The organism is Serratia sp. CMO1 (assembly GCF_015689115.1).
In the GTDB taxonomy this organism is placed as follows: Bacteria; Pseudomonadota; Gammaproteobacteria; order Enterobacterales; family Enterobacteriaceae; genus Serratia; species Serratia marcescens.
In genome coordinates this window covers 196,350-219,449 of sequence record NZ_CP065032.1, presented here as the reverse complement: position 1 = coordinate 219,449, position 23,100 = coordinate 196,350, and the positions used below count along the sequence as shown (strand labels likewise).

The following is a 23,100-nucleotide window of genomic DNA, read 5'->3' as shown; positions in this document are numbered from 1 at the left end:
CCAGAAGCCCGGTGAATACCCCACCTCGCCACGGCCTCAGCCGTGCGAAACGAAGCCCGGTTCCCCGGCGGTATCGTCATCGTCGTTCGTCTGCGGCAGCGCGGCGACATCATCGTCGTTCGCCTCTTCCGCTTCATCGTGTTGCGCGCCGGCTTGCTGCGCCAGCAGCGGGTTTATCGGCCGTTTGACCTCAACCCCCAACGCGCGGAAACCTTCAATTTGGCCGATAAGATTACCACGGCCTTCGCTCAGTTTGTTCATCGCCTGACGATAACTGCCCTGCGCCTTGTCCAGGCTCTGCCCCAGAGCGGACATATCGTCCACGAACAGCCGCATCTTGTCATACAGTTTCGCCGCGCGATCGGCGATGCGCTGGGCGTTCTGGCTCTGATGCTCATAGCGCCACAGGTTGGTGATGGTACGCAGCGCCACCAGCAACGTGGTCGGGCTGACCAGCATGATGTTGTGCTTAAGCGCTTCGCTGATCAGCTCTGGCTCGCGATCGATAGCCAGCAGGAAGGCGGGCTCGACCGGAATGAACATCAGCACATAATCCAGCGAACGCAGCCCCGGCAGCTGCTGATAGTCCTTGCGGCCCAGCATGCGGATGTGGCCGCGCAGCGAGGCGATATGTTCGCTCAGCGCCGCTTCGCGCTCCGCCTCATCCTCGCCGTTGAAATAGCGCTCGTAGGCGATCAGCGACATCTTGGCGTCAATCACCACATCCTTACCCTGCGGCAGGCGCACGATCACATCGGGCTGCATGCGGCTCTGATGATCCACCCGCACGTTGACCTGCGTTTCATACTCATGCCCTTCGCGCAGGCCGGAAGCCTCCAGCACCCGGCTCAGCACCACCTCGCCCCAGTTGCCCTGCGTTTTGTTGTCGCCTTTCAGCGCCTTGGTGAGGTTGATCGCCTCGCGCGCCATCTGCGCGTTCAACTGCTGCAGATTGCGTATCTCGTGCGTCAGCGTATGGCGCTCCCGCGCTTCCTGGCCAAAGCTGTCCTGCACCTGACGGCGGAAACCGTCCAGCTGTTCGCGCAGCGGCAGCAGTAAACGATCCAAACTTTGCTTATTTTGCTCGTCAACCTTGCGGCCGCTGTGTTCAAAAATGCGGTTGGCGAGATTTTCAAACTGGGTGGTGAGCCGCTGTTCGCTGTTGATAAGCAGGCGCTGCTTCTCCTCCGCCGCCATACGCGTCTCTTCCAGACGGATGGTGACTTCGCGCAGTTCGGCTTCCTGCGCGCTGTTAACCTCGCGCTGGGCGCGCAGCTCCTGATTGAGCAGCTCGCATTCGTTGCGCCAATGGTTGAGCTGTTGCAGCTTCTCATGTCCGGCCGCCAGTTGGCTGTGCAGATTGCGCAGCTCCAGCTCGCTCTGGCGCAACTGCTGCTCGTGGCGCTGCAGCGTTTCCTGCCGCACGGCCGTTTCCTGCTGCGCCTGCTGCAACGCTTGCTCCAGCAACCGCAGTTCGGTTTCATGTTGCGCATGCGTCTGCTGCACCCGCAGACTGGCGATCAGCCACCCCAACAGCATGCCGATCGCGACGCCGCCAATCCCATAAATCAGACTGGTATCCACCCTGCCTCCTGTTGCACCTAGCCGTTGCGGCGTTTTGCTCGCCCATTGCCCGTCACGTTAAGGGGAGGCTGTATGGATGTCCAGCCTGATTTTGCCGGCCGCGCACAATATTGCGCGGCGCTGCGCAATTTAGCGAGAAATCAGCCCAGCCACTGGCTGAGCCACTTGATGCCGAATGCCCCCGGCGCCAGAATGCCAAACGCCCAGATCATCGCCGACGTGACGTTGGCCAGCTGGAAATAGCGCTGCGGCATGCCGCAAATGCCGCCCACCAGCGGCACCACGGCGCGCAGCGGGCCGAAGAAGCGGCCGATGAAAATGCCCAGCACGCCCCAGCGCTCGAAGAAGGCGTGGCCGCGCGCCAGCAGCTGCGGATTGCGCGACAGCGGCCACATATGGGCCACGCGATCCTGATAGTGATAGCCGATCCAGTAAGAGAGCCAGTCGCCGAAAAACGCCCCGGCGGCGGCAGCGGCCCAAATCGGCCAAAAGGCGATGCCGCTTTCGCCGATCAGCGCGCCCAGCGCCAGCAGGATCACCGTGGCCGGCAGCAGCAGCGACAAAAACGCCAGCGACTCGCCGAACGCCAGGAAGAAAATGATGGGAATGGCCCAGCCTTCGTGCTGACGCACGACGTCGCTGACCCAGTTGATAACGTCATTGAGGCTCAATACGGGGCTCCTGATACGCGATGGTTCGCCGCCTAGGATAAGCCGGGGCGAGTTAAACCCCGGCTAAACACGCGGCAATTTACTCGAGGTAGAATGCCTGCAGCGCTTCGCGCTGGGCCGCGCCCAGGCCGTATTCCGCTTCCAGCCAGCGGTCGGTGGAGCCGTATTGTTGGCGGATGCAGCCCAGCGCCGTCATCAGGAACTCCTCGCGCGCGCTGAGCACGTAGGCGAATTGCTCCAGCGCCGCCGCATTCAGCTTGATAGAGAGCTGATCCAGCATCTGTTCGCGGAAAGTGGCCAGCGTGGTTTCGGTCAGCAGATAGTCTTCCAGTACCGTCGTTTCGTCGGCCCCCAGCGCGAACAGCACCAACGCCGAACCGACCCCGGTGCGATCCTTGCCGACCGCGCAGTGTTGCACGATCGCGCCGCCGCCAGGGTTGCTCAACAGCTGCGCCAGCCGCTGATAGGCCGCATTGCCGAACGGCAGACGGCGATACAGCTCCAGCATGAACGCCCGAGCGTCGAAAGCGGCCAGCGTTTCGTTGGTGAGCTTTTCCAGGTTGGCGTTGACTTCGCTGCTCAGCGGGTTGGCCGGCACATGGTGATAGTCGGCGCCATTCCACAGAATATCCGGTTTGGCCTGCACCTCGTCGGCATCGCGGTAGTCCAGCACCGAACGCACCGGCACTCCAGCGAGGAAAGTGCAGTCGTTTTCCGTCAGCCGCTCGAGAGAACCGGAGCGGAACAGCAGGCCGCGTTTGATGCGGCGCCCGTCGGCCACGCCGTTGCCGCCGAAGTCACGGAAGTTAATGCCGCCGTCGAGCGGCGCAAGCGAAGGATGAAGCAGGATCTGGGCGGTCATAAACGTCCTCGTTGTTTTTGTTATGACAACGCGCGGCAGCCATCGGCGCAGCGCTGAGGAGTATCACCGTAACAGATTAGCCGCGAATGGAAAAACGGGCCGCGTCGGCGGCCCGTTGAGGGGAGGCGATTACAGCAGACGGCGGGCGGCGTCCACCACGATCTGCACCGCTTTGCTTTCGGTGTTTTTCATGGTTTCGGCGTTCGGGATCTCTTGCTGGGTGCGGTTAACGATCACCCCAGCCACCATGCCGGCGCGCAGGCCCTGGCTGGCGCACATGGTCAGCAGCGTGGCGGATTCCATTTCATAGTTCATCACGCCCATCGCCTGCCACTCTTCCATCGAGCCTTTAAAACGGCTGACCACGCGGCCGGAGTAGGTGTCGTAACGTTCCTGGCCCGGGTAGAAAGTATCGGAAGAAGCGGTTACGCCAATGTGGGTGGTCGCGCCGCTGGCTTTGGCCGCTTCCACCAGCGCGGTGGTGCAGGCGAAGTCCGCAACCGCCGGGAACTCCATCGGCGCAAAGTGCAGGCTGGCGCCGTCGAGGCGTACCGCCGCCGTAGTCACCAGCACGTCACCGACGTTGATATTGGCCTGAATGGCGCCGGTAGTGCCGATGCGCAGGAAGGTGCGAATACCCAGCTGCGCCAGCTCTTCCACCGCGATAGAGGTAGACGGGCCGCCAATACCGGTGGAGCAGACGATCACCGCCTTGCCGTCCAGCTCTGCGCGCCAGGTGGTGAATTCACGATGGGAGGCCAGATGCACCGGATTTTCCATCAGCTTGGCAATCTTCTCTACGCGCTGCGGATCGCCCGGCACGATGGCAAGCTGGGCCCCTTGTAAATCGTTCTTGGTGAGGCCGAGATGAAAAACGTCAGACTGAGACATACGAGACTCCTCATGGATCATGTTTATTGGGAGGAACAAAAAAGCACTCTACTGAAAATCGCCGTTTAATTTCGTGACGATAGTCACTATGAAAAGAGAAACAAATTACATGCTACATATTTTTTGTGAATTAAGTCACAAAAAAAACCCCATTAATGAGCCGCCCTCAAACCGCTAAACCTCAGTCTAGCCGATAAACCTTGCCGCTCCCTGTCCGTTGGTTGCCGACTGAAACTATTTAGCGCATCAATTCGAAATACCCCCATCTTATCGGTTGCTTAGGGACAAAAAAGCCCTCTAACGCACCTTATGGCACTTACGCGGGCCAAAACGCGTAATAACATGATAAAAAGCGCTTAAAAATGCCGCAAAGCCAGATAATTAGCCGTTTTTTATCGACTTGTCCGAAAGTGCGTCACGCAGCGCCAATAATGGGTAATCTTTCCTATAGTTAATCTCAGCGCTTTTTTCTATTGCACGGAGACCGCAATGAAAACCGAACATGTGATGACATTAGAACAGGCTCAGGGGGGATTCGCCCCGGCCGCCGCGCCGTTGGCCACCTCCGCGATTATCACCGACGAACAGGGCATTCACGCCGGGCAAACGACCATCCCTTCTCAGGGCGACGCGCTGCCGGCCTACGTCGCCAAACCCGCCGACCATAACGGCCCCTTTCCCATCGTGCTGGTGGTGCAGGAAATCTTCGGCGTCCATGAGCACATTCAGGATCTGTGCCGTCGCCTGGCCAAGCAGGGCTATCTGGCGATCGCGCCCGAGCTCTATTTCCGCCAGGGCGATGCCAACGACTACAGCGATATCGGCGAGCTGTTCCAGCAGTTGGTGACCAAGGTGCCGGATCGTCAGGTGTTGTCCGATCTGGATCACGCCGCGCACTGGGCTATTCGCCACGGCGGCGACGCCGGCAAGCTGGCGATCACCGGTTTCTGCTGGGGCGGCCGCATTACCTGGCTGTACGCGGCGCACAACCCGCAGTTGAAGGCGGCGGTCGCCTGGTACGGCAAACTGGTCGGCGAGAAAACGCTGAATTCACCGAAGCATCCGGTCGATGTCGCCACCCACCTGTCAACGCCGGTGCTGGGGCTGTATGGCGGGCAGGACAACGGCATTCCGCTGGAGACGGTGGAAACCATGCGTCAGGCGATCCGCGCCGCCAACGCCGAAGCCGAAATCGTGGTATATCCTGGCGTCGGGCACGCATTCAACGCCGACTATCGCCCCAGCTACAACGCCGAAGCGGCGGAGGACGGCTGGCAGCGCATGCTGGCGTGGTTCGCCCAGCACGGCGTCAAATAATGTCCCTCGCATAAAAAAGGGCGCCGAAGCGCCCAATCATCACACCAGTAAATCTATAAGCGGCGGTTCATCCGCCGCACGGCATCACGCGTGCTCGCGCAGGCGCTGCGCCGCCAATACCATGTTGGCCAGCGACTGCCGGGTTTCCGGCCAGCCGCGAGTTTTCAGGCCGCAATCCGGATTGACCCACCGGCGTTCCGCCGGGATGTTCTGCGCCGCTTTACGCAGCAGCGCTTCGATCCATTCCACGCTCGGCACGTTCGGCGAGTGGATGTCGTAGACGCCCGGCCCGATTTCGTTCGGGTATTCGAACTCTTTGAAGGCTTCCAACAGATCCATATCGGAACGCGAGGTCTCGATGGTGATCACGTCGGCGTCCAGCGCGGCGATGGAGTCCATGATGTCGTTGAACTCGCAGTAACACATGTGGGTGTGGATCTGGGTGTCATCCTGCGCCACGGCGGCGTTCAATTTGAAGGCGTCCACCGCCCAGTTCAGGTAGGCGGCCCAGTCGGATTGACGCAGCGGCAGCCCCTCGCGCAGCGCAGGTTCGTCGATCTGAATGATGCCGATGCCGGCTTTTTCCAAATCTTCCACCTCGTCGCGCAGCGCCAGCGCAATCTGCTTGGCGATCACTTCGCGGGTCACGTCTTCACGCGGGAACGACCAGCACAGGATGGTCACCGGCCCGGTCAACATGCCTTTCACCGGCTTGTCGGTCAACGACTGGGCGAATTTGGCCCATTCGACGGTAATGGCTTCCGGGCGGCTGACGTCACCGATGATGACCGGCGGCTTCACGCAGCGGGAGCCGTAGCTCTGCACCCAACCATTCTGGGTAAACACGAAGCCGTCGAGGTTCTCGCCGAAATACTCCACCATGTCGTTGCGCTCGGCTTCACCGTGCACCAGCACGTCCAGCCCGAGACGTTCCTGCTCGACAATCGCCTGTTTGATGTGCTCACCGATACTGGTGCGGTAGTTATTGCCGTCCAAACGGCCCTGTTTGAAGTCGAGACGCAGGCCGCGGATCTCGGTGGTCTGCGGGAACGAACCGATGGTGGTGGTCGGCCAGGCCGGCAGGTTGAAACGCTCGCGCTGCGCCCTGGCGCGCTCGGCGTAAGCGCTGTGGCGTTCGCTGTCCTGCGCGGTGATCGCGGCCAGCCGGCGCTCAACCTGTGGGTTATGCACACGGCTCGACTGACGGCGGGCGCGGATCGGCGCGCTGTAGGCGTCCAGTTCAGCCTGTTTCGCCGCGTCAGGCGCGTTCAGCGCAGAGCTCAACAGCGCCAGTTCGGCGCATTTTTGCAGCGCGAAGGCGAACCAGCTTTTCACTTCTTCGTCCAGACGGCTTTCCACGCTCAAGTCGATCGGGCTGTGCAACAGTGAACAAGAGGAGCCAATCCACAGCGGGCGAGTACCCACCAGCGGCTGCAAGCGCTCAAACCAGCGGCTCAGATCGGCGCGCCAAACGTTGCGGCCGTTGATCACCCCCAGTGACAGCAGCCAGTCTTTCGGCAATGCGGCGCTCAGCGCGGCGATATCGTCATGACCGGCGACCAGATCGACGTGCAGCCCCTGCACTTGCAGCGTGCGAATGGTGTCGAGGTTATGGCCGACGCTGTCGAAATACGTGGTCAACAGCAGCTTCACCTGCCCCTGCAGCGCATCGTAAGCCGGTTTGAACGCGTCCAGCCAGGCTTGCGGCAGTTCCAGCACCAGCGCAGGCTCGTCAATTTGCACCCACTCAACGCCGCGCTTCGCCAGCTCGGCCAGCACCTGCTGGTAAACAGGCAGAATCTCTTTCAGCAGCGACAGGCGGTCGAACGGCTCACCCTTCACTTTCCCCAGCCACAGATAGGTCAGCGGACCCAGCAGCACCGGCTTGATGCGATGGCCGAGCGCCAGCGCTTCATCCACTTCGTCCAACAGCTGAGTCCAGCCCAGCTTGAACTGCTGGCCTTGCTGGAATTCGGGCACCATGTAGTGGTAGTTGGTGTTGAACCATTTGGTCATTTCCGCCGCGGCCGCCGGCTCGCCGGTCGGTGCGCGGCCACGGCCGATGCGAAACAGCGTGTCCAGATCAATAGAGCCATCCGCATTCTGATGGCGCGCCGGCACATTGCCCAGCAGCAGGCTAGTGGTCAACACATGATCGTACCAGGCGAAATCGCCGACCGGCACCAAATCCACCCCGGCCTGTTGTTGCTGCTGCCAATGACGAGCGCGCAGCTCGCGGCCAACCGCCAACAGCTCTTCCTGCGTTGAGTTGCCGGCCCAGTAGCTTTCCTGAGCTTTTTTCAGCTCACGTCGTAGCCCAACGCGAGGAAAACCCAGTGTGTGATTCAAAATTGCCATCGTCATATTCCCCATTTAGCCGTCCAGATGTTTACACATCCATAATCAGCAGGTACTGTATTAACCACAAGCGCAATTTATTCACTGTCAATGTGAAGGACTCTCATGATCGAACTGAAACATTTACGGACGCTGCAGGCTCTGCGCAACAGCGGTTCGCTGGCGGGGGCGGCGGCCCAACTTCATCAGACGCAGTCTGCCCTGTCGCACCAGTTCAGCGATCTTGAGCAACGTCTGGGCTTCAAGCTGTTCGTCCGCAAGAGCCAACCGCTGCGCTTCACCGCCCAGGGCGAGATCCTGCTGCAGCTGGCGGAACAGGTGCTGCCGCAGATCCAACAGGCGCTGCAGGCCTGCCACGAGCCGCACCAGACCACGCTGCGCATCGCCATCGAATGCCACAGCTGCATTCAGTGGCTGACGCCGGCGCTGGACAACTTCCGCCAGCGTTTCCCGCAGGTGGTGATGGACTTCACTTCCGGCGTGACTTTCGATCCGCAGCCGGCCCTGCAACAGGGCGAGCTGGATCTGGTGATGACGTCGGATATTCTGCCGCGCAGCGGCCTGCACTATTCGCCGATGTTCGATTTCGAGGTGCGTCTGGTGCTGGCGCCGGATCATCCGCTGGCCGGCAAGCCGCACATCGAGCCGGAAGACTTGAGCGATGAAACGCTGTTGATTTACCCGGTGCAGCGCCAGCGGCTGGATATCTGGCGGCATTTCCTGCAGCCGGCGGGCGTTAACCCGGCATTGAAGAACGTCGATAACACACTGCTGCTGATCCAGATGGTATCGGCGCGGATGGGGATTGCGGCGCTGCCGCACTGGGTGGTGGAGAGTTTCGAACGGCAGGGGCTGGTGGTGACCAAAACCCTGGGTGACGGCCTGTGGAGCCGCCTGTACGCCGCCGTGCGCGACGGCGAACAGCGCCAGGCGGTGACCGAAGCCTTTATCCGCTCGGCCCGCCAGCACGCCTGCGATCATCTGCCGTTCGTGCGCGATGCGGCACGCCCCGGCGCGACCGGCGCCAAAGCGTTGGCGGCCGGCGTATAAACTGTCGGCCCCCCGTTTAGCCGAGCTGTTTCGGCGCCACCCAGCGGCGGTGCACCCACAGCGAAGCGACGATCACCGCCCCGCCGATGATAAAGCTCGGCCAGTGCGGTTGCTGCTGCCAGATAGCCAGGTTGACCAACAAGCCGGCCGGCACATGCATGTTGTTCATGATGCCAAGCGTGCCGGCATCCACCTGCGTCGCGCCGTAGTTCCACATGAAATAGCCCAGCCCCGACGCCACCACGCCCAGCCAGATCAGCACGCCCCACTGCAGGTTGGTGGTTGGCAGCTGCTGCGGATTGCCCCACAGGAACCAGGCCACTACCGCCACCGCCGCCGCCCCCAGGTAGAACCAGGAAAAGGCGGTGTGCTGCGGCAAGGGGTACACTTCCATCAGGCGCTTATAGCCGACCATGCCGATGGCGAAGCTGATGTTCGCCGCCTGCACCAACAGCAGCCCCCACCAGAAGTGTTCGCTCAGTTGGTGATAGCGAATGATCGCCGCGCCCAGCACCGCCAGCAGCGCGCTGAACACATAACCCCAGCGCAGACGGCGGCCGCGCAGTAAGTCGTAGATCAGCGTGATGTACAGCGGCGTCAACACGGTGAACAGCAGGAATTCGGGTACCGCCAGGTAGAGATAGGCGCGGAAGCTGAACAGATACATGATGCCCAGCTGGAAGGCGCCCACCAGCATATACAGCAGGATCACCCTGGGCTTGATATTGCGCCAGCGCAGGAACGGCAGGAACACCAGCGCTGCCAGCCCGATGCGCACCAGCGCCGAGAACCCGCTGTCGACATGGCCCGCCAGGTACTCGCCGATCAGGCTGAAAGAAAACGCCCACAGGATGGTGGTTATAACCAAAAGCAGCACGATGGGTTCACCCTAAAAAGACCGAAAGGGCGATTGTAACGGAAGATGGACGCATAAGGGGATGAAAGGCGGTTTACATCTGAACAAAATACAAACTACCAGCAAAATTTCACCGCTGAGTTAGGCTTAATAAAAAGGCGAGGTAACCATCATGAAAACGTCTCACATTCTGTTCGCTTTGCTGTTGCTGCCAGGGTTGGCGGCGGCGGCCAACGGCGTAACCGACCTGCGCTCACAGCAGCAGTTACTCAACCAAAACAGCCAGCAGGCGCAACAACAGCGCTTGTTGAACAACCGGCAAATGGATCAACGCCGCCTGCAGCAGCAGCGACAGTTCGACAATCAACGGCAACAGCTGTTGCAAACCGCGCCGAGCGGCGGGCAACTGCTGCCTAACGGCAACCAGCCGCGCGATCCGTTCAATCGCACCGCGCCGGCGGTGCCGCAGGCGCCGCTGCCGGCTACGCCCGCACGCCCATAACGGTGAGGATCAGCGGCGTGGTGATCGCCGCCAGCACGGTGGACATCACCAGGCTGGTGGCGGCCGGGCCGGTGAGCGTATTGAACTGGCGCGACATCAGGTAGACGTTCACCCCCACCGCCATCGACCCAAGCAGCACCACAACCCGGGTCTCCATCGGCGGCAGATCCATCATCCAGGCCAGCAGCCAAATCACCAACGGCTGAACCAGCAACTTCAGCACGCAGATGGCGCTGCTCAGCTGCCAGCCTTCGCTGATGCGGTACTCGGCGAGCCCCATGCCAAGCACCACCAGCGACAGCGGCGCCGCCACCTGGCCGAGCATGCTGACCGGTCGATCGACGAAGTCCGGCAACGGCAAGCCGGTCAGGCTAAACAGCGTGCCGGACAAAATGCCGACGATCAGCGGGTTGGTCAGCACGCTGCGCGCGGTTTTAGCGAAGCCGCCCAGCGTCGGCGAGCCGTTGCGCGCCCATTCGATCGACACCGTCACCAGCGTCCACAGGATCAGGCCGTTGAACACCAGCACCAGCGCCACCGACGGGATCGCCGCCTGCCCCAGCATTACGCTGGCGATCGGTAAACCGAGCATCACGTTATTGGAGAAAATACCGCCCAGCGCAAACACCGATCCGGCGACGCCATCCAGCCGGAAGAGGTGCCGGGCGACCAGGCGGCCAAGCACGAACACGATCAGGCAACTGCCGAAGAACGCGATCAACAACCGGGCGTCGACCGCCGGGCGCTGCGAGAAGTCGCACATCATGCGAAACAGCATGGCGGGCAAGGCGAGGGAAAACACGAAACGCGTCAGGCCATCGGTGATGCTGGAGGGCCATTTCCCCCAGCGAATCAGCCCATAACCCAACGCGATCAGGGCGAACAGCGGTAAAGACAGCACGATCTGGTGCCACAGTGACATCATAAAGCCTGGCATCGCATTCCTTCCGTTGGCGCGGCGGCAAGGCTTGTCGTCGCGGGATTTATCGGCGCCGGATTAAAAATCCGAGCCAATCAAATCTATCCGGTCGGTGCAAATGCAGTCAACGCCCCAGTCGAGCAGCAGGCGCGCGCGATCCGGTTGGTTGACGGTATACACCAGAATGCGCAGCCCGGCGTCTTTCAACGCGTTCACCCGCTCGGCGGTCAGCGCTTTGTGGTCGATATGCAGCGAGACGCAGTCCAGACGCTCCGTCAGCTCGCGCCAGTTGTCGTCCCACTCCTCCAGCAGCAGGCCACGCGGCAAATCCGGCACGGTGCGCTGCGCCGCCGCCAACGCTTCCACCGAGAAGGAGGAGAGCAGCGGGTCGGTCTGCCCTTGCCACAGCAACCGCGCCGCCAGCGCCACCACCCGGCCGGTTTCATCGTCGCTGCCGGTGGTCGGTTTGATCTCGATATTGGCCATCAGGCCATGTTCCCGGCAGCGTTCCGCCACCTCCGACAGCAGCGGCAGCCGCTCGCCCTTGAAGGCCGAGCTGTACCAGTTGCCGGCGTCCAGCTGCACCAGTTTATCCCACGGCAGTTCGCCCGCCACGCCCCAGCCGTTGCTGGTGCGATCCAGCGTATCGTCATGCAGCAGGAAAATTTGTCCGTCCTGCGCCAGCTTGGCGTCGAACTCGATCATCTTGTGGCCGTGGCGCGCGCCGACGTCGATCGCCGCCAGAGTGTTTTCCGGCGCCAGAGAACCGCCGCCGCGGTGGGCGACAATATGAGGGTAAGGCCAGGGTCTCGTCATCAATCCATCCGTAATCCGCTGTGGGTGTCAAAGAAGTGCAGCGCCTGAGCAGGCAGCTGCAAATATAGCGTACTGCCCGCCGCCGGCAAGGTTTCATGCGACAGCCGCGCGATCACCCCGTGACCGCCCCACTGGCCGTGCGCCAGATTATCGGCTCCCAGCAGTTCCAGCGTCTGCAGCTGCAGCGGCACGCCCTGGCCTTGCGCCACCAGCTGAATATGCTCCGGCCGAATGCCCAGCGTCAACTGCCGTCCCGCCCACTGCGGCTTGGCCGCCGGCAACGGCAGCGCCATGCCGTCCGCCAGCAGCAGCTGGCCGCCGTCGGCGCTCAGGGTGCCGGGCAGCAGGTTCATCGCCGGCGAGCCGATAAAGCCGGCGACGAACAGCGAAGCCGGCCGCTGATATACCTCGCTCGGGGTGCCGATCTGCTCCGCCACGCCCTTGTTCATCACGATCACCCGCTGCGCCAGCGTCATCGCCTCCACCTGATCGTGGGTCACGTACAGGCTGGTGGTTTTCAGGCGTCGGTGCAGCTGCTGCAGCTCCAGGCGCATCTGCACCCGCAGCTTGGCGTCCAGGTTGGACAAGGGTTCATCGAACAGGAACACCGCCGGTTCGCGCACGATGGCGCGCCCCATCGCCACCCGCTGGCGCTGGCCGCCGGAAAGTTCGCGCGGCTTGCGCTTGAGCAACGGCTCCAGCTCCAGAATGCGCGCCGCCTCCTCCACCCGCTGGCGGATATGATCCTTGCCGAAACCGCGGATCTTGAGGCCGTAGGCCATGTTGTCGTACACGCTCATGTGCGGATAGAGCGCGTAGTTCTGGAACACCATCGCGATGCCGCGATCCTTGGGCTCCAGATCGGTCACGCGCCGGGTATCGATATAAATATCGCCGCTGGTGGTGCGCTCCAGCCCGGCCACCATCCGCAGCAGCGTGGATTTGCCGCAGCCGGACGGGCCGACCATCACGATGAATTCACCGTCCGCCACGTCGAGGTCGATCTGTTTGATCACCGGCGTTTTACCGTCGTAAGACTTGGTGACCGCCTGTAGTTTTAATCCTGCCATCGTCGTTATTTCTCGCTATCAACCAGACCGCGCACAAACCAGCGCTGCATCAGAAGCACCACCGCCAGCGGTGGCAATAAAGTCAGAATCATCGCCGCCATCACCTGGTTCCACTGGGTCGGCGCGCCGGAAGTGGAGATCATGCTCTTGATGCCCGCCACCGCGGTGCCCATCGAGGCGTCGCTGGTGATCAGGATCGGCCACAGGTATTGGGTCCAGCCGTAGATAAAGGTGATGACGAACAGCGCCGCCAGATTGGTTTTCGACAGCGGCAGCACGATGTCCCAGAAGAAACGCATCGGCCCGGCGCCGTCGATGCGCGCCGCCTCCAGCAGCTCATCCGGCAGCGTCATGAAGAACTGGCGCAGCAGGAAGGTCGCGGTGGCCGAGGCCATCAGCGGCAGCGTCAGGCCGGTGTAGCTATCCAGCAGGTTGAGGTTGGAGATCACCTCCACCGTCGGGAAAATGCGCACCTCCACCGGCAACATCAGGGTGAGGAAAATCAGCCAGAAAAACAGGCTGCGCAGCGGGAAACGGAAATACACGATGGCGTAAGCCGACAGCACCGACACCGCGATCTTGCCGCAGGTGATCGCCAGCGCCATGATCACGCTGTTGAGCAGCAGCAGCGAGAACGGCACCTTGAGGTTGCCCACGCCGCCCTGCCAGATATTGCGAATGTTCTCCCACATGTGGCCGCCGGGCACCAGCGTCATCGGCACCTGAAACACCTGTTTGTCGTCCAGCGTGGCGGCGACAAAGGCCACGTACAGCGGGAACAGCACCACCAGCACGCCGATAATCAGCATCACATGGCTGAAGATGTCCAGCCCGCGTCGATTCTCAATCATTGGTAGCGCACCTTACGTTCAACGAAGCGGAACTGGATCACCGTCAGGCCGATCACCAGCAACATCAGGATCACCGACTGCGCGGCGGAACTGGAGAGATCCAGCCCGGCGAAGCCTTCGCGGTAGATTTTGTAGATCAACGTGGTGGTGGACTGCACCGGCCCGCCGCCGGTGGCGGCGTCGATCACCGGGAAGGTATCGAAGAAGGCGTACACCAGATTGACCACCAGCAGGAAGAAGCTGACCGGCGCGATCAGCGGCAGCACCAGATGGAAGAAACGCCGCACCGGGCCGGCGCCGTCTATGGCCGCCGCTTCCACCAGCGAACGCGGAATAGACTGCAGCGCCGCGAGGAAAAACAGGAAGTTATAGCTTATCTGCTGCCATACCGAAGCCAGCACCACCAGGAACATCGCCTGGCCGCTGTTTTGCGCATGGTTCCAGTTATAGCCCAGCCCGTTGAGGAAATGGGTGATCAACCCCAGACCGGGGTTGAACAGAAAGATCCACAGCACCGCCGCCACCGCCGGCGCCACCGCGTAGGGCAGGATCATCAGCGTGCGATAGAGGCGGCTGCCGCGCAGCACGTAGTCCACCAGCGCGGCGAAGAACAGCGAGACCGCCAGCCCGATGCCCGCCACCAGAAAGCTGAAGATCAGCGTGGTATAGAACGAGTCGAGGTAGTAAGGATCCTGGAACAGCTGTTTAAAGTTATCCAGCCCGACAAACTGGCTGGACAGGCCGAACGGATCGAGGCTCTGCACCGAATACCACAGCGCCTCGCCGGCGGGCCATAAAAAGAAGACGGCGGTAATCAGCAGCTGCGGCAGCACCAACGCATAGGGCAGCCAGCTGCAGCCGAAACCGGGACGGGAAGATGACATAGACGTTAAACCATTAATCGGGTGCAGAAGGATCGGCGTGAAGACGCGAGCCCGGTCCGCCGGGCCCGCGACGCAGGATTACTTGGTCGATGCTTCGAAGCGGCGCAGCAGCACGTCACCGCGCTGCACGGCGGCGTCCAGCGCCTGCTGAGGCGTTTTCTTGCCGGTCCACACGCCTTCCAGCTCTTCATCCACCACGCTGCGGATCTGCGGCATGTTGCCCAGCCGCAGGCCCTTGGTGAACGGCAACGGCGGCTTGTTCAGCATCTGGCGAGTGGCGACGTCGGCCCCCGGGTTCTTGTCGTAGAAGCCCTGCTGCTTGGTCAGATCGTAAGCCGCGGTGGTGATCGGCAGATAACCGGTCTTCTGGTGCCATTCGGCGGCGATTTCCGGCTGCGCCAGGTACTGCAGGAACTCGGCCACGCCCTTGTAGGTGGCGGCGTCTTTGCCGTTCATCACCCACAGACTGGCCCCGCCGATGATGGCGTTCTGCGGCGCGTTTTTCGCGTCGGCGTCGTAAGGCATCATGCCGACGCCGTAGTTGAATTTGGCGTAGTGCTTGATGTCCGCCAGCGAACCGGAAGAGGCGGTGGTGATGGCGCAATCGCCGTTGTAGAACTTCTCGGTGGATTCGTCTTTGCGGCCGAAATAGGTGAAGTCGCCCTTCTTGTTCATCGCTTCGAGCAACGCGATATGCTTGACCTGCAGCGGTTGGTTGAACTCCAGCTTGGCGCTGGTGCCGCCAAATCCGTTGTTTTCACTGGCGAACGGCACGCCGTGCCAGGCGCTGAAGTTCTCCAGTTGGATCCAGCCCTGCCAGCCGCTGGCGTAACCGCACTTCATGCCGGCTTCGCGCAGCTTGGCGGTATCCGCCGCCAGTTCCTGCCAGGTTTTCGGCGGTTGATCCGGGTTCAGGCCGGCCTTTTTGAAGGCGTCTTTGTTGTAGTACAGCACCGGCGTGGAGCTGTTGAACGGCTGCGACAGCAGATGCCCGCTCTTGTTGTCGGTGTAATAGCCGGCCACCGTCGGCACGAACACCGATTCGTCGAAGTTGATGCCGGCCTCTTTAAACACTTCGTAGACCGGCTTGATGGCTTTGCTGGCCATCATGGTGGCGGTGCCCACTTCGTAAACCTGCAAGATCGCCGGCGCCTTGCCGGAGCGGTAAGCGGCGATACCCGCCGCCAGGCTCTGTTCGTAGTTGCCTTTATAAACCGGCACAATCTTGACGTCGCTGTGCGACTGGTTGAAGCGATCCGCCAGAGAGTCCACTTCTTTACCCAGTTCGCCTTCCATCGAATGCCAGAACGGGATTTCTGTCGCCGCCAGCGCCTGGGCGCTGACCGCCAGGGTCAATGCGACGCACAGCGTGGTTTTGCGAATAGCGTAGGTGAGCATGCCTAACTCCTGAAAAGCTGGTGTAAAAGCGCGTGAGCGAAAAGAATCAATTCTTAATGAGGGAGTGCCCCTATAGCTTTCGAGTTGCAGCCAGGCGGCAACCTGCTAGCTCCCTGGAGCTTAGCTAACTAAGTGACAGGGGGGCAGCCGGGCAGCCAACAACGCTGCGGCTCGAAAGATGACGGGGGATAACATGCCATGCGCGGATGACAGAAAAATAACCGTTAGATGACAGCCACATGACGGCAAGGTGAAGTGAAGATGGCGGTTTGATGTCGGCGGCGGGCATGGGCTCCGCCGCCGCGAGGATTACAGCGAACGGCGCAGGCGCGCCACCGCTTCTTGCATCTGCTGCTCGGTGGCGGTGGCGAACGACAGGCGGAAGGTCGAACGATCCGGGTTGTCGGAGAAGAAGTATTCCCCCGGCACGAACACCACGCCCTGCTGCAGCGTGGTGTTCAGCCATTCGGTGGCGTTGAACGGCTGGCGGAAACGCGCCCACAGGAACATGCAGCCCTTCGGTTTATCGAAGGTGATGTAGTCGCCCAGCTCCTGCTCCACCAAACCGGCCAGGATCTCGCCCTTTTGCTTGTAGGCGGCGCGGATCTTGTCGATCTGCGCCGGCAGGCGATCCAGGCCAAGGTAGCATTCGACGATGCTCTGCGACAGGGCGCTGGCGTGCAGATCCGCCGCCTGTTTGATGATCGCCACTTTATGCAGCAGGAACGGCGGCAGGATCGCCCAGCCCAAACGCAGGCCCGGCGCCAGGATCTTGGAGAAGGTCGAGGTATAGATGATGTGGTCGGTGTTGCCCAGCACCCGCTGCGACACCTGATGCAGCGTCGGGTGGCGCTCTTCGGTGAAACGCAGTTCGCCGTACGGATCGTCTTCGATGATCAGGAAGTTATGTTCGGCGGCCAGCTTCACCAGCAGTTCGCGGCGCGCGGCGCTGAGGGTAATGCCGCTGGGGTTGCCGAAGTTCGGCACCACGTACACGCCCTTGATGCGCTGGGTTTTCAGCAGTTCGGCCAGCTCTTCCACCACCATGCCGTCGCTGTCAGACGAGACCGACATGATGTTGGCCTCCGCCAGTTCCAGCGTTTGCAGCGCCGCCAGGTAGGTCGGGCGCTCCACCACAAACACGTCGCCCGGGTTGACGATGGCGCGCATCACCAAATCCAGTGCCTGCTGCGAGCCGGCGGTGACCATCACCTCTTCCGCGCCAGCGGTGACGCCGCGCTCGGCGCACAGCGCGCAAATGCGCTCACGCAGCAGCGGGCTGCCCTCGGTCAAACCATACTGAAACGCGCTTTTCGGCTGTTCGGTGATCGCCTGCTGGGTGGCGATGCTCAACCCTTCGAAATCGAACAGCGCATCAGAGGGGATGCCGCCCGCCAGCGAAATGACGTGTTCCATCTTACTGTGCTTAAGCAATTCACGGATGGCCGAACTTTTTACGTTAACGATGCGCTGCGCGAGTAACCCTTCTGTCTTCATTTCTTCTTCTCGTACCTGATTATTTTAATTCGTAGGGGGGCGGATTAACCGCCCAGATACGCCGACCTCACTGCTTCGTTGGCTAACAATGCAGCCCCCGTATCTTCCAACACCACGCGGCCGTTTTCCAGCACATAACCGCGGTCCGCCAATTTCAGCGCCTGATTGGCGTTTTGCTCCACCAGGAAGATGGTCATGCCCTCTTCCCGCAGCTGCTGAATGATGTCGAAGATCTGCTGGATGATGATGGGCGCCAGCCCAAGCGAAGGTTCGTCGAGCAGCAGCAGCTTCGGCTGGCTCATCAGCGCGCGGCCGATGGCCAGCATCTGCTGTTCGCCGCCGGACATGGTGCCGGCGCGCTGGCTTCGGCGCTCCAGCAGGCGCGGGAACAGCGTGAACACCCGTTCGATGCGCTGCTGATATTGGTGACGATCGGCGAAGAAGCCGCCCATCGCCAGGTTTTCTTCCACCGTCATGCGCGAGAAGACGCGCCGCCCTTCCGGCACGATCGCCACCGCTTCGCGCATGATGCGCGAGGTTTGCCACTGGGTGATGTCCTGCCCCTGGAAGACGATGCTGCCTTCGCTGGCGCGCGGTTCGCCGAACAGGGTGCCGAGCAGCGTGGTTTTACCGGCGCCGTTGGCGCCGATTAACGTCACGATTTCGCCCTGACTTATCGTGAGACTGACCTGATGCAGCGCCTGAATTTTGCCGTAATGGGCGGATACCTGATTGAATGACAACATAAAGACTGCGCCCCGTCATTGTGCGTGAGCATCGCTGGTGATTATTTCGCTGCGCAGCAAGGCGCGAGCCGTGAGGTTTGGTGGGCCAAATAAATGGTGAGTAACGCAGCGGCGCGGCGAAATAGCCCCAGCCCTGCGGGTCGCGCCCCAAAAACCCGCTCTCTGCGTTGTCAGATTCGAACATAGTCCCGCTATGTTCTTCATCTTCCGCCTTGATAGCGGGTTTTTGGGTCTGCGACGATGCCACGAACAATGATGGGACACAGTCTTAAGCCTCGCCCAAATAAGCCCGGATCACGTCCGGGTTGTTGCGGATCTCCGCCGGTGTGCCCTGCGCCAGCGGCGTGCCCTGATTCACCACATAAATGCGGTCGGAAATGCCCATCACCAGCTTCATGTCGTGCTCGATCAGCAACACCGAGACCTTATGCCGCTCGCGCAGCTCGACGATCAGATGATCCAGCTCGTCGGTCTCTTTCGGGTTGAGGCCGGCGGCCGGTTCGTCCAGCATCAGCAGCTCCGGCCGGGTCACCATGCAGCGGGCGATCTCCAGCCGCCGCTGCTGCCCATAGGCCAGGTTGCCCGCCGAACGGTTGGCCATCGATAGCAGGCCGACGCGCTCCAGCCACTCCGCCGCGCGCGCCAGCGCCTCGGCTTCGGCGCGGCGGAAGGCCGGGGTTTTCAGCAGCCCGGCGAACACGCCGCTTTTCAGATGCTGATGCTGCGCCACCAGCAGGTTCTCAATCACCGTCATTTCACGGAACAGCCGCACATGCTGGAAGGTACGCACCACGCCCATACGGGCGATGGCCTGCCCCGCCAACCCTTCCAGGTGGCGATCGCGCAATTTGATGGTGCCGCCGGTCGGGCGGTAAAAACCGGTCAGGCAGTTGAATACCGTGGTTTTACCGGCGCCGTTGGGGCCGATCAGCGACACGATTTCGCCTTCGTTCAGCGTCAGCGCCACATTGTTGACCGCCAGCAGCCCGCCGAAACGCATCGACAGGCCTTCCACCTGCAGTAAAGGTTGAACGCTCATGCCTGTTTCCCCTTGCCCGCGTGAATGTCCGCCGCCTGCAGCTTCAACTGCGGCCGTTTCATCGGCAACAGCCCTTGCGGCCGCCAAATCATCATCAGCACCATCAGCGCACCCAGCAGCAACATGCTGTATTCATTCAGATCGCGCATCAGCTCGCGCGACACCACCAGCAGGATTGCCGCCAGAATGACCGCGAACTGCGAGCCCATGCCCCCCAGTACGACGATCGCCAACACGAAGGCAGACTCGACGAAGGTGAAAGATTCCGGGCTGACGAACCCCTGGCGCGCGGCGAACAGCGTGCCGGCAAACCCGGCGAATGCGGCGCTGATGGTAAAGGCGGTCAGCTTGATGCGCGTCGGGCTGAGGCCCAGCGAGCGGCAGGCGATCTCGTCTTCGCGCAGCGCTTCCCAGGCGCGCCCGAGCGGCATGCGCAGCAGGCGGTTGATGACGAACAGCGTCAGCACCACCAGCAGCAACGCCACCAGGTACAGGAACACGATGCGATCGCTCGGATCGTATTTCAGGCCGAAGACGTTATGGAAAGTATCCCAGCCGCCGTCGCGCACGCTGCGGTTGAACTCCAGGCCGAAGAAGGTCGGTTTCGGGATCTGGCTGATGCCGTTCGGCCCGCCGGTGATCTCGGTATTGTTCAGCAGCAGAATGCGCACGATCTCGCCGAAGCCGAGCGTCACGATCGCCAGATAGTCGCCGCGCAGCCGCAGCACCGGGAAACCGAGCAGGAAGCCGAAGGCGGCGGTGACGATGCCCGCCAGCGGCAGGCTCTCCCAAAAGCCGAAACCGTAATAGTGATTCAGCAGCGCGTAGGTGTAGGCGCCGATGGCGTAGAAACCGCCGTAGCCGAGCACCAGCAGACCGGACAAGCCCACCACCACGTTGAGGCCGAGGCCCAGCATCACGTAGATCAGCGTCAGGGTGGCGATATCCACCGTGCCGCGCGACACCAGGAACGGCCAGGCGACCGCCGCCACAAGCAGCAGAGCCGCCAGCAGCTTTTGCCGCGGCGTAGTGCCGTCGAAGCTCGGCAGCACGAACGCCGGGCCGGAGACTTTTTTCAATCCCTGTTGCAGCAGCGGGCGCAACAGCTGGAATAAAAAGACAATGACGCAGCCGATGCCGATCCACATCCAGCGCACTTCCGCCGCGCCGTGCACCACCAGTTTGGTGCCGTCCAGGCTGAGCTGCATGCCCATCAGGAACGACGCCATCACGAACAGCACCGCCGTGGCGATCAGCGCATTGAGCAGATTGAGTTTCATACTTTCTCAACCTCCGGACGCCCGAGAATGCCGGTCGGCATGATCAGCAGCACCACGATCAGCAACGCGAACGACACCACGTCTTTGTATTCGGTGCTCAGATAGGCGGAGGTCAGCGCTTCCGCCACGCCCAGCACCAGGCCGCCGATCATCGCGCCGGGAATGCTGCCGATGCCGCCCAGAACCGCGGCGGTAAAGGCTTTCATACCGGCCATAAAGCCGATGTAAGGGTTGATGACGCCGTAGAACTGGCCGAGCAACACCCCGGCCACCGCCGCCATCACCGCACCGATGACGAAGGTCAGCGAGATCACCCGGTCGGTGTTGATGCCCAGCAGGCTGGCCATCTTCAGATCTTCCGCACCGGCGCGGCAGGCGCGGCCCATGCGCGAATAGCGGATAAACAGCGTCAGCGCCAGCATCGCCAGGAAGGTCACGAGCCAGATGGTCAGCTGCATGGTGCTGATGGTGGCGGCGAAGCCGTTGCTTTCCCCCAGCACCCACTGGCCGGTCACCAGGCTGGGCAGCGCCAGATCGCGCGAGCCCTGCGTCAGGCTGACGTAGTTTTGCAGGAATATCGACATGCCGATAGCCGAGATCAGCGCAATCAGGCGCTTGGAGTTGCGCACCGGCTTGTAGGCCACCCGTTCGATGCTCCAGCCGTAGGCGCTGGCGATGACGATCGAGACCAGGAACGCGGCGCCGATCAGCAGCCAGCCGACGTCGATGCCGAGCATCATCAGGGCGGCGATAACGATAAAGGAGACATAGCTGCCGATCATGTACACCTCGCCGTGGGCGAAGTTGATCATGCCGATGATGCCGTAAACCATGGTGTAACCGATGGCGATCAATGCATAGGTGCTGCCCAACGTTAAGCCGTTGAACATCTGCTGCAGAAAATAGAGGAGCTGCTCTGACATACTCTGAACCCTTGGCTGCGAAACCCGCCGGCGGAGAACCGGCGGGTAAAGGGAGACGGGGCCGGCAAGCCGACCCGCCGGGCGCAGCGGGCTGCGCCCCACCCTAATCATTATGGCTTATTTGATCGGTGTGGACGTGCCGTTGGCATGCCATTCGAACACGCCGAACTCGAAGCCTTTCAGGTCGCCCTTGTCATCCCAGGTCAGCGGCCCCATCACGGTGTCCACCGGCTTGCCGGTTTTCAGATCCTTGACGATGTCCGCCGGCTCCTGGCTGCCGCTGCGCTCCATCCCGGTGGTCAGCGACTGCAGCGCGGCATAGGTGGTCCAGACGAACGGGCCGGTCGGATCCAGCTTCTTGGCTTTCAACGCATCGACGATCGGCTGGTTGGCAGGCACCTGATCGTAGCGTTTCGGCAGCGTCACCAACATGCCTTCCGAAGCGGCGCCGGCGATGTTGGACAGTGAGGAGTTGCCCACGCCTTCCGGCCCCATAAAGCGGGTCGTCAACCCGGCCTGTTTGGCCTGACGCAGGATCTGGCCCATTTCCGGGTAGTAACCGCCGAAGTATACGAAGTCGATATTCTCTTTCTTCAGGCGCGCCACCAGGGTGGAGAAGTCTTTGTCGCCGGCGGTGATGCCTTCAAACATCGCCACTTCAGTGCCCTGTTTTTTCAGGCTGTCGCGCACCGAGCGCGCCAAACCTTCGCCGTATTGCTGCTTATCGTGCACCACGGCGATGCGCTTCGGTTTGATGTCGCTGAGGATGTATTTGGCGGCGGTCGGGCCCTGATCCGAATCCAGGCCGGTGGTGCGCAGGATCATCTTGTAGCCGCGGGTGGTCAGATCGGCGTTGGTGGCCGCCGGGGTAATCATGATCACGCCTTCGTCTTCATAGATATCGGACGCCGGCTGGGTGGAAGAGGAACACAGGTGGCCAATCACGTAGCGAATGCCGTCGTTGATCACCTTGTTGGCGACCGCAACCGCCTGTTTCGGATCGCAGGCGTCGTCATATTCCACGCCGACCAACTTGTCGCCCTTGATGACGCCCTTGGCGTTGATGTCGGCAATCGCCTGGCGCGCGCCGGTAAACTCCATGTCGCCATACTGCGCGACCGGGCCGGACATCGCCCCGACGATCGCCACCTTGATGTCTTTCGCCATAGCCGCCTGGCTCATGGCCATCGCAATGCAACCCGCCAGCAGTGCCTTACCTGTTGTTAATTTCATCCGCAAATCCCCATCTGTCGTTGTGAACGTACCTGTTGTGTTTGCCTGCGCCCGATCGTTATTGACCGCTTTTGTTATAAGTAATAATGATTTAGGCGCTTTGTCGGCATTATTTTCTAATAAGACTTTATTTTTCATGCCATTAAACAGGAATTTTCTGCTGCAAATCAACTTCATCAGGCAGAAACAAGCGGTGTAAACAGGATAAAATTCGAATTAAATCTGCGCCGTTTACCTTGAGGCGTAGCGCGTTGTGCTGGTTAACAATCCCTTTACTAACTATTTACTCGGAAAATGCCCCGTGCAAAAAACATATTGAACAGTAATCGTACAGAAAAACTTACACAACGCTC

The 23,100-nt window shown here is 61.3% G+C and carries 21 protein-coding genes; 3 read left to right on the top strand and 18 right to left on the bottom strand.

Annotated features, from left to right (window positions below):
• Window positions 1-36: 36 nt before the first annotated feature.
• The 4 genes from rmuC to udp all read right to left on the bottom strand — a co-directional run bounded on the left by rmuC (window position 37) and on the right by udp (window position 4,008).
• Window positions 37-1,584, bottom strand: a complete 1,548-nt coding sequence (rmuC, locus tag IT763_RS00975) for a DNA recombination protein RmuC (RefSeq protein ID WP_206195086.1) — start codon at window positions 1,582-1,584, stop codon at window positions 37-39.
• A gap of 140 nt (window positions 1,585-1,724) precedes the next feature.
• Window positions 1,725-2,255: a DedA family protein gene (locus tag IT763_RS00970; protein WP_004934438.1), complete on the bottom strand. Its 531-nt coding sequence runs from the start codon at window positions 2,253-2,255 to the stop codon at window positions 1,725-1,727.
• Between the two features lie 79 nt (window positions 2,256-2,334).
• Complete coding sequence (locus IT763_RS00965; RefSeq protein WP_197759063.1) at window positions 2,335-3,117, bottom strand: tyrosine-protein phosphatase; 783 nt, start codon at window positions 3,115-3,117, stop codon at window positions 2,335-2,337.
• Between the two features lie 129 nt (window positions 3,118-3,246).
• Window positions 3,247-4,008: a uridine phosphorylase gene (gene udp / locus IT763_RS00960; protein WP_004934432.1), complete on the bottom strand. Its 762-nt coding sequence runs from the start codon at window positions 4,006-4,008 to the stop codon at window positions 3,247-3,249.
• A gap of 489 nt (window positions 4,009-4,497) precedes the next feature.
• Here udp and IT763_RS00955 point away from each other — a divergent pair, with 489 nt between their 5' ends.
• The gene (locus IT763_RS00955) at window positions 4,498-5,325 is read left to right on the top strand and encodes a dienelactone hydrolase family protein (RefSeq protein WP_079450407.1); all 828 of its coding nucleotides are present in this window, start codon (window positions 4,498-4,500) and stop codon (window positions 5,323-5,325) included.
• 84 nt (window positions 5,326-5,409) lie between these two features.
• Here the strand turns inward: IT763_RS00955 and metE are convergent, their stop codons facing one another.
• On the bottom strand, window positions 5,410-7,698 hold the full coding sequence (gene metE, locus IT763_RS00950) for a 5-methyltetrahydropteroyltriglutamate--homocysteine S-methyltransferase (protein WP_206195085.1): 2,289 nt from the start codon (window positions 7,696-7,698) through the stop codon (window positions 5,410-5,412).
• 90 nt (window positions 7,699-7,788) lie between these two features.
• Between metE and metR the strand changes: the two genes are divergently transcribed.
• Complete coding sequence (gene metR, locus IT763_RS00945) at window positions 7,789-8,733, top strand: HTH-type transcriptional regulator MetR (protein ID WP_016929455.1); 945 nt, start codon at window positions 7,789-7,791, stop codon at window positions 8,731-8,733.
• 16 nt (window positions 8,734-8,749) lie between these two features.
• Here the strand turns inward: metR and IT763_RS00940 are convergent, their stop codons facing one another.
• Complete coding sequence (locus tag IT763_RS00940) at window positions 8,750-9,610, bottom strand: carboxylate/amino acid/amine transporter (protein ID WP_206195084.1); 861 nt, start codon at window positions 9,608-9,610, stop codon at window positions 8,750-8,752.
• A gap of 151 nt (window positions 9,611-9,761) precedes the next feature.
• Between IT763_RS00940 and IT763_RS00935 the strand changes: the two genes are divergently transcribed.
• Window positions 9,762-10,091: a hypothetical protein gene (locus IT763_RS00935; RefSeq protein WP_049299739.1), complete on the top strand. Its 330-nt coding sequence runs from the start codon at window positions 9,762-9,764 to the stop codon at window positions 10,089-10,091.
• On the opposite strand, the gene IT763_RS00930 is transcribed toward IT763_RS00935, so the two are convergent.
• The 12 genes from IT763_RS00930 to IT763_RS00875 form a co-directional block, all read right to left on the bottom strand.
• A complete protein-coding gene (locus IT763_RS00930) occupies window positions 10,072-11,028 on the bottom strand; it encodes an AEC family transporter (protein WP_016929458.1) in 957 nt (318 codons plus the stop codon). The genes IT763_RS00935 and IT763_RS00930 overlap by 20 nt on opposite strands.
• 60 nt (window positions 11,029-11,088) lie before the next feature.
• Window positions 11,089-11,826: a glycerophosphodiester phosphodiesterase gene (ugpQ, locus tag IT763_RS00925; RefSeq protein WP_016929459.1), complete on the bottom strand. Its 738-nt coding sequence runs from the start codon at window positions 11,824-11,826 to the stop codon at window positions 11,089-11,091.
• Window positions 11,826-12,896 carry a sn-glycerol-3-phosphate import ATP-binding protein UgpC gene (locus IT763_RS00920; protein WP_038874163.1) on the bottom strand — a complete coding sequence of 357 codons (1,071 nt, stop codon included), beginning with the start codon at window positions 12,894-12,896 and terminating at the stop codon, window positions 11,826-11,828. Before IT763_RS00920 ends, ugpQ begins: the two co-directional genes overlap by 1 nt.
• Before the next feature lie 5 nt (window positions 12,897-12,901).
• Window positions 12,902-13,747, bottom strand: coding sequence for a sn-glycerol-3-phosphate ABC transporter permease UgpE (ugpE, locus tag IT763_RS00915; RefSeq protein WP_206195083.1), 846 nt, complete (start codon window positions 13,745-13,747; stop codon window positions 12,902-12,904).
• Window positions 13,744-14,631, bottom strand: a complete 888-nt coding sequence (gene ugpA, locus IT763_RS00910) for a sn-glycerol-3-phosphate ABC transporter permease UgpA (RefSeq protein WP_015376293.1) — start codon at window positions 14,629-14,631, stop codon at window positions 13,744-13,746. The genes ugpE and ugpA overlap by 4 nt, the downstream gene beginning before the upstream one ends.
• A 78-nt stretch (window positions 14,632-14,709) precedes the next feature.
• Window positions 14,710-16,029: a sn-glycerol-3-phosphate ABC transporter substrate-binding protein UgpB gene (ugpB, locus tag IT763_RS00905; protein ID WP_004934396.1), complete on the bottom strand. Its 1,320-nt coding sequence runs from the start codon at window positions 16,027-16,029 to the stop codon at window positions 14,710-14,712.
• 309 nt (window positions 16,030-16,338) lie between these two features.
• Window positions 16,339-17,526 carry a PLP-dependent aminotransferase family protein gene (locus tag IT763_RS00900; protein ID WP_206195082.1) on the bottom strand — a complete coding sequence of 396 codons (1,188 nt, stop codon included), beginning with the start codon at window positions 17,524-17,526 and terminating at the stop codon, window positions 16,339-16,341.
• 44 nt (window positions 17,527-17,570) lie between these two features.
• Window positions 17,571-18,272, bottom strand: a complete 702-nt coding sequence (gene livF, locus IT763_RS00895) for a high-affinity branched-chain amino acid ABC transporter ATP-binding protein LivF (RefSeq protein ID WP_206195081.1) — start codon at window positions 18,270-18,272, stop codon at window positions 17,571-17,573.
• A 268-nt stretch (window positions 18,273-18,540) separates the two neighbouring features.
• Entirely contained in the window at window positions 18,541-19,311 is a 771-nt protein-coding gene (gene livG, locus IT763_RS00890) for a high-affinity branched-chain amino acid ABC transporter ATP-binding protein LivG (protein WP_143778386.1), read from the bottom strand.
• Complete coding sequence (locus IT763_RS00885; protein ID WP_115116322.1) at window positions 19,308-20,591, bottom strand: high-affinity branched-chain amino acid ABC transporter permease LivM; 1,284 nt, start codon at window positions 20,589-20,591, stop codon at window positions 19,308-19,310. Before IT763_RS00885 ends, livG begins: the two co-directional genes overlap by 4 nt.
• Complete coding sequence (gene livH / locus IT763_RS00880) at window positions 20,588-21,514, bottom strand: high-affinity branched-chain amino acid ABC transporter permease LivH (protein ID WP_206195080.1); 927 nt, start codon at window positions 21,512-21,514, stop codon at window positions 20,588-20,590. The genes IT763_RS00885 and livH overlap by 4 nt, the downstream gene beginning before the upstream one ends.
• A 117-nt stretch (window positions 21,515-21,631) precedes the next feature.
• Window positions 21,632-22,747 (bottom strand): branched-chain amino acid ABC transporter substrate-binding protein, encoded by a 1,116-nt coding sequence (locus tag IT763_RS00875; RefSeq protein ID WP_206195079.1) that lies wholly within the window; start codon window positions 22,745-22,747, stop codon window positions 21,632-21,634.
• Window positions 22,748-23,100 lie beyond the last annotated feature (353 nt).

What these genes read in the sequence shown, in the direction of transcription:
- IT763_RS00965 (WP_197759063.1), bottom strand. Translation starts at nt 3,117, where the DNA reads ATGACCGCCCAGATCCTGCTTCATCCTTCGCTTGCGCCGCTCGACGGC.
- udp (WP_004934432.1), bottom strand. Translation starts at nt 4,008, where the DNA reads ATGTCTCAGTCTGACGTTTTTCATCTCGGCCTCACCAAGAACGATTTA.
- IT763_RS00955 (WP_079450407.1), top strand. Translation starts at nt 4,498, where the DNA reads ATGAAAACCGAACATGTGATGACATTAGAACAGGCTCAGGGGGGATTC.
- metE (WP_206195085.1), bottom strand. Translation starts at nt 7,698, where the DNA reads ATGGGGAATATGACGATGGCAATTTTGAATCACACACTGGGTTTTCCT.
- metR (WP_016929455.1), top strand. Translation starts at nt 7,789, where the DNA reads ATGATCGAACTGAAACATTTACGGACGCTGCAGGCTCTGCGCAACAGC.
- IT763_RS00935 (WP_049299739.1), top strand. Translation starts at nt 9,762, where the DNA reads ATGAAAACGTCTCACATTCTGTTCGCTTTGCTGTTGCTGCCAGGGTTG.
- IT763_RS00930 (WP_016929458.1), bottom strand. Translation starts at nt 11,028, where the DNA reads ATGCCAGGCTTTATGATGTCACTGTGGCACCAGATCGTGCTGTCTTTA.
- ugpQ (WP_016929459.1), bottom strand. Translation starts at nt 11,826, where the DNA reads ATGACGAGACCCTGGCCTTACCCTCATATTGTCGCCCACCGCGGCGGC.
- IT763_RS00920 (WP_038874163.1), bottom strand. Translation starts at nt 12,896, where the DNA reads ATGGCAGGATTAAAACTACAGGCGGTCACCAAGTCTTACGACGGTAAA.
- ugpE (WP_206195083.1), bottom strand. Translation starts at nt 13,747, where the DNA reads ATGATTGAGAATCGACGCGGGCTGGACATCTTCAGCCATGTGATGCTG.
- ugpA (WP_015376293.1), bottom strand. Translation starts at nt 14,631, where the DNA reads ATGTCATCTTCCCGTCCCGGTTTCGGCTGCAGCTGGCTGCCCTATGCG.
- ugpB (WP_004934396.1), bottom strand. Translation starts at nt 16,029, where the DNA reads ATGCTCACCTACGCTATTCGCAAAACCACGCTGTGCGTCGCATTGACC.
- IT763_RS00900 (WP_206195082.1), bottom strand. Translation starts at nt 17,526, where the DNA reads ATGAAGACAGAAGGGTTACTCGCGCAGCGCATCGTTAACGTAAAAAGT.
- livF (WP_206195081.1), bottom strand. Translation starts at nt 18,272, where the DNA reads ATGTTGTCATTCAATCAGGTATCCGCCCATTACGGCAAAATTCAGGCG.
- livG (WP_143778386.1), bottom strand. Translation starts at nt 19,311, where the DNA reads ATGAGCGTTCAACCTTTACTGCAGGTGGAAGGCCTGTCGATGCGTTTC.
- IT763_RS00885 (WP_115116322.1), bottom strand. Translation starts at nt 20,591, where the DNA reads ATGAAACTCAATCTGCTCAATGCGCTGATCGCCACGGCGGTGCTGTTC.
- livH (WP_206195080.1), bottom strand. Translation starts at nt 21,514, where the DNA reads ATGTCAGAGCAGCTCCTCTATTTTCTGCAGCAGATGTTCAACGGCTTA.
- IT763_RS00875 (WP_206195079.1), bottom strand. Translation starts at nt 22,747, where the DNA reads ATGAAATTAACAACAGGTAAGGCACTGCTGGCGGGTTGCATTGCGATG.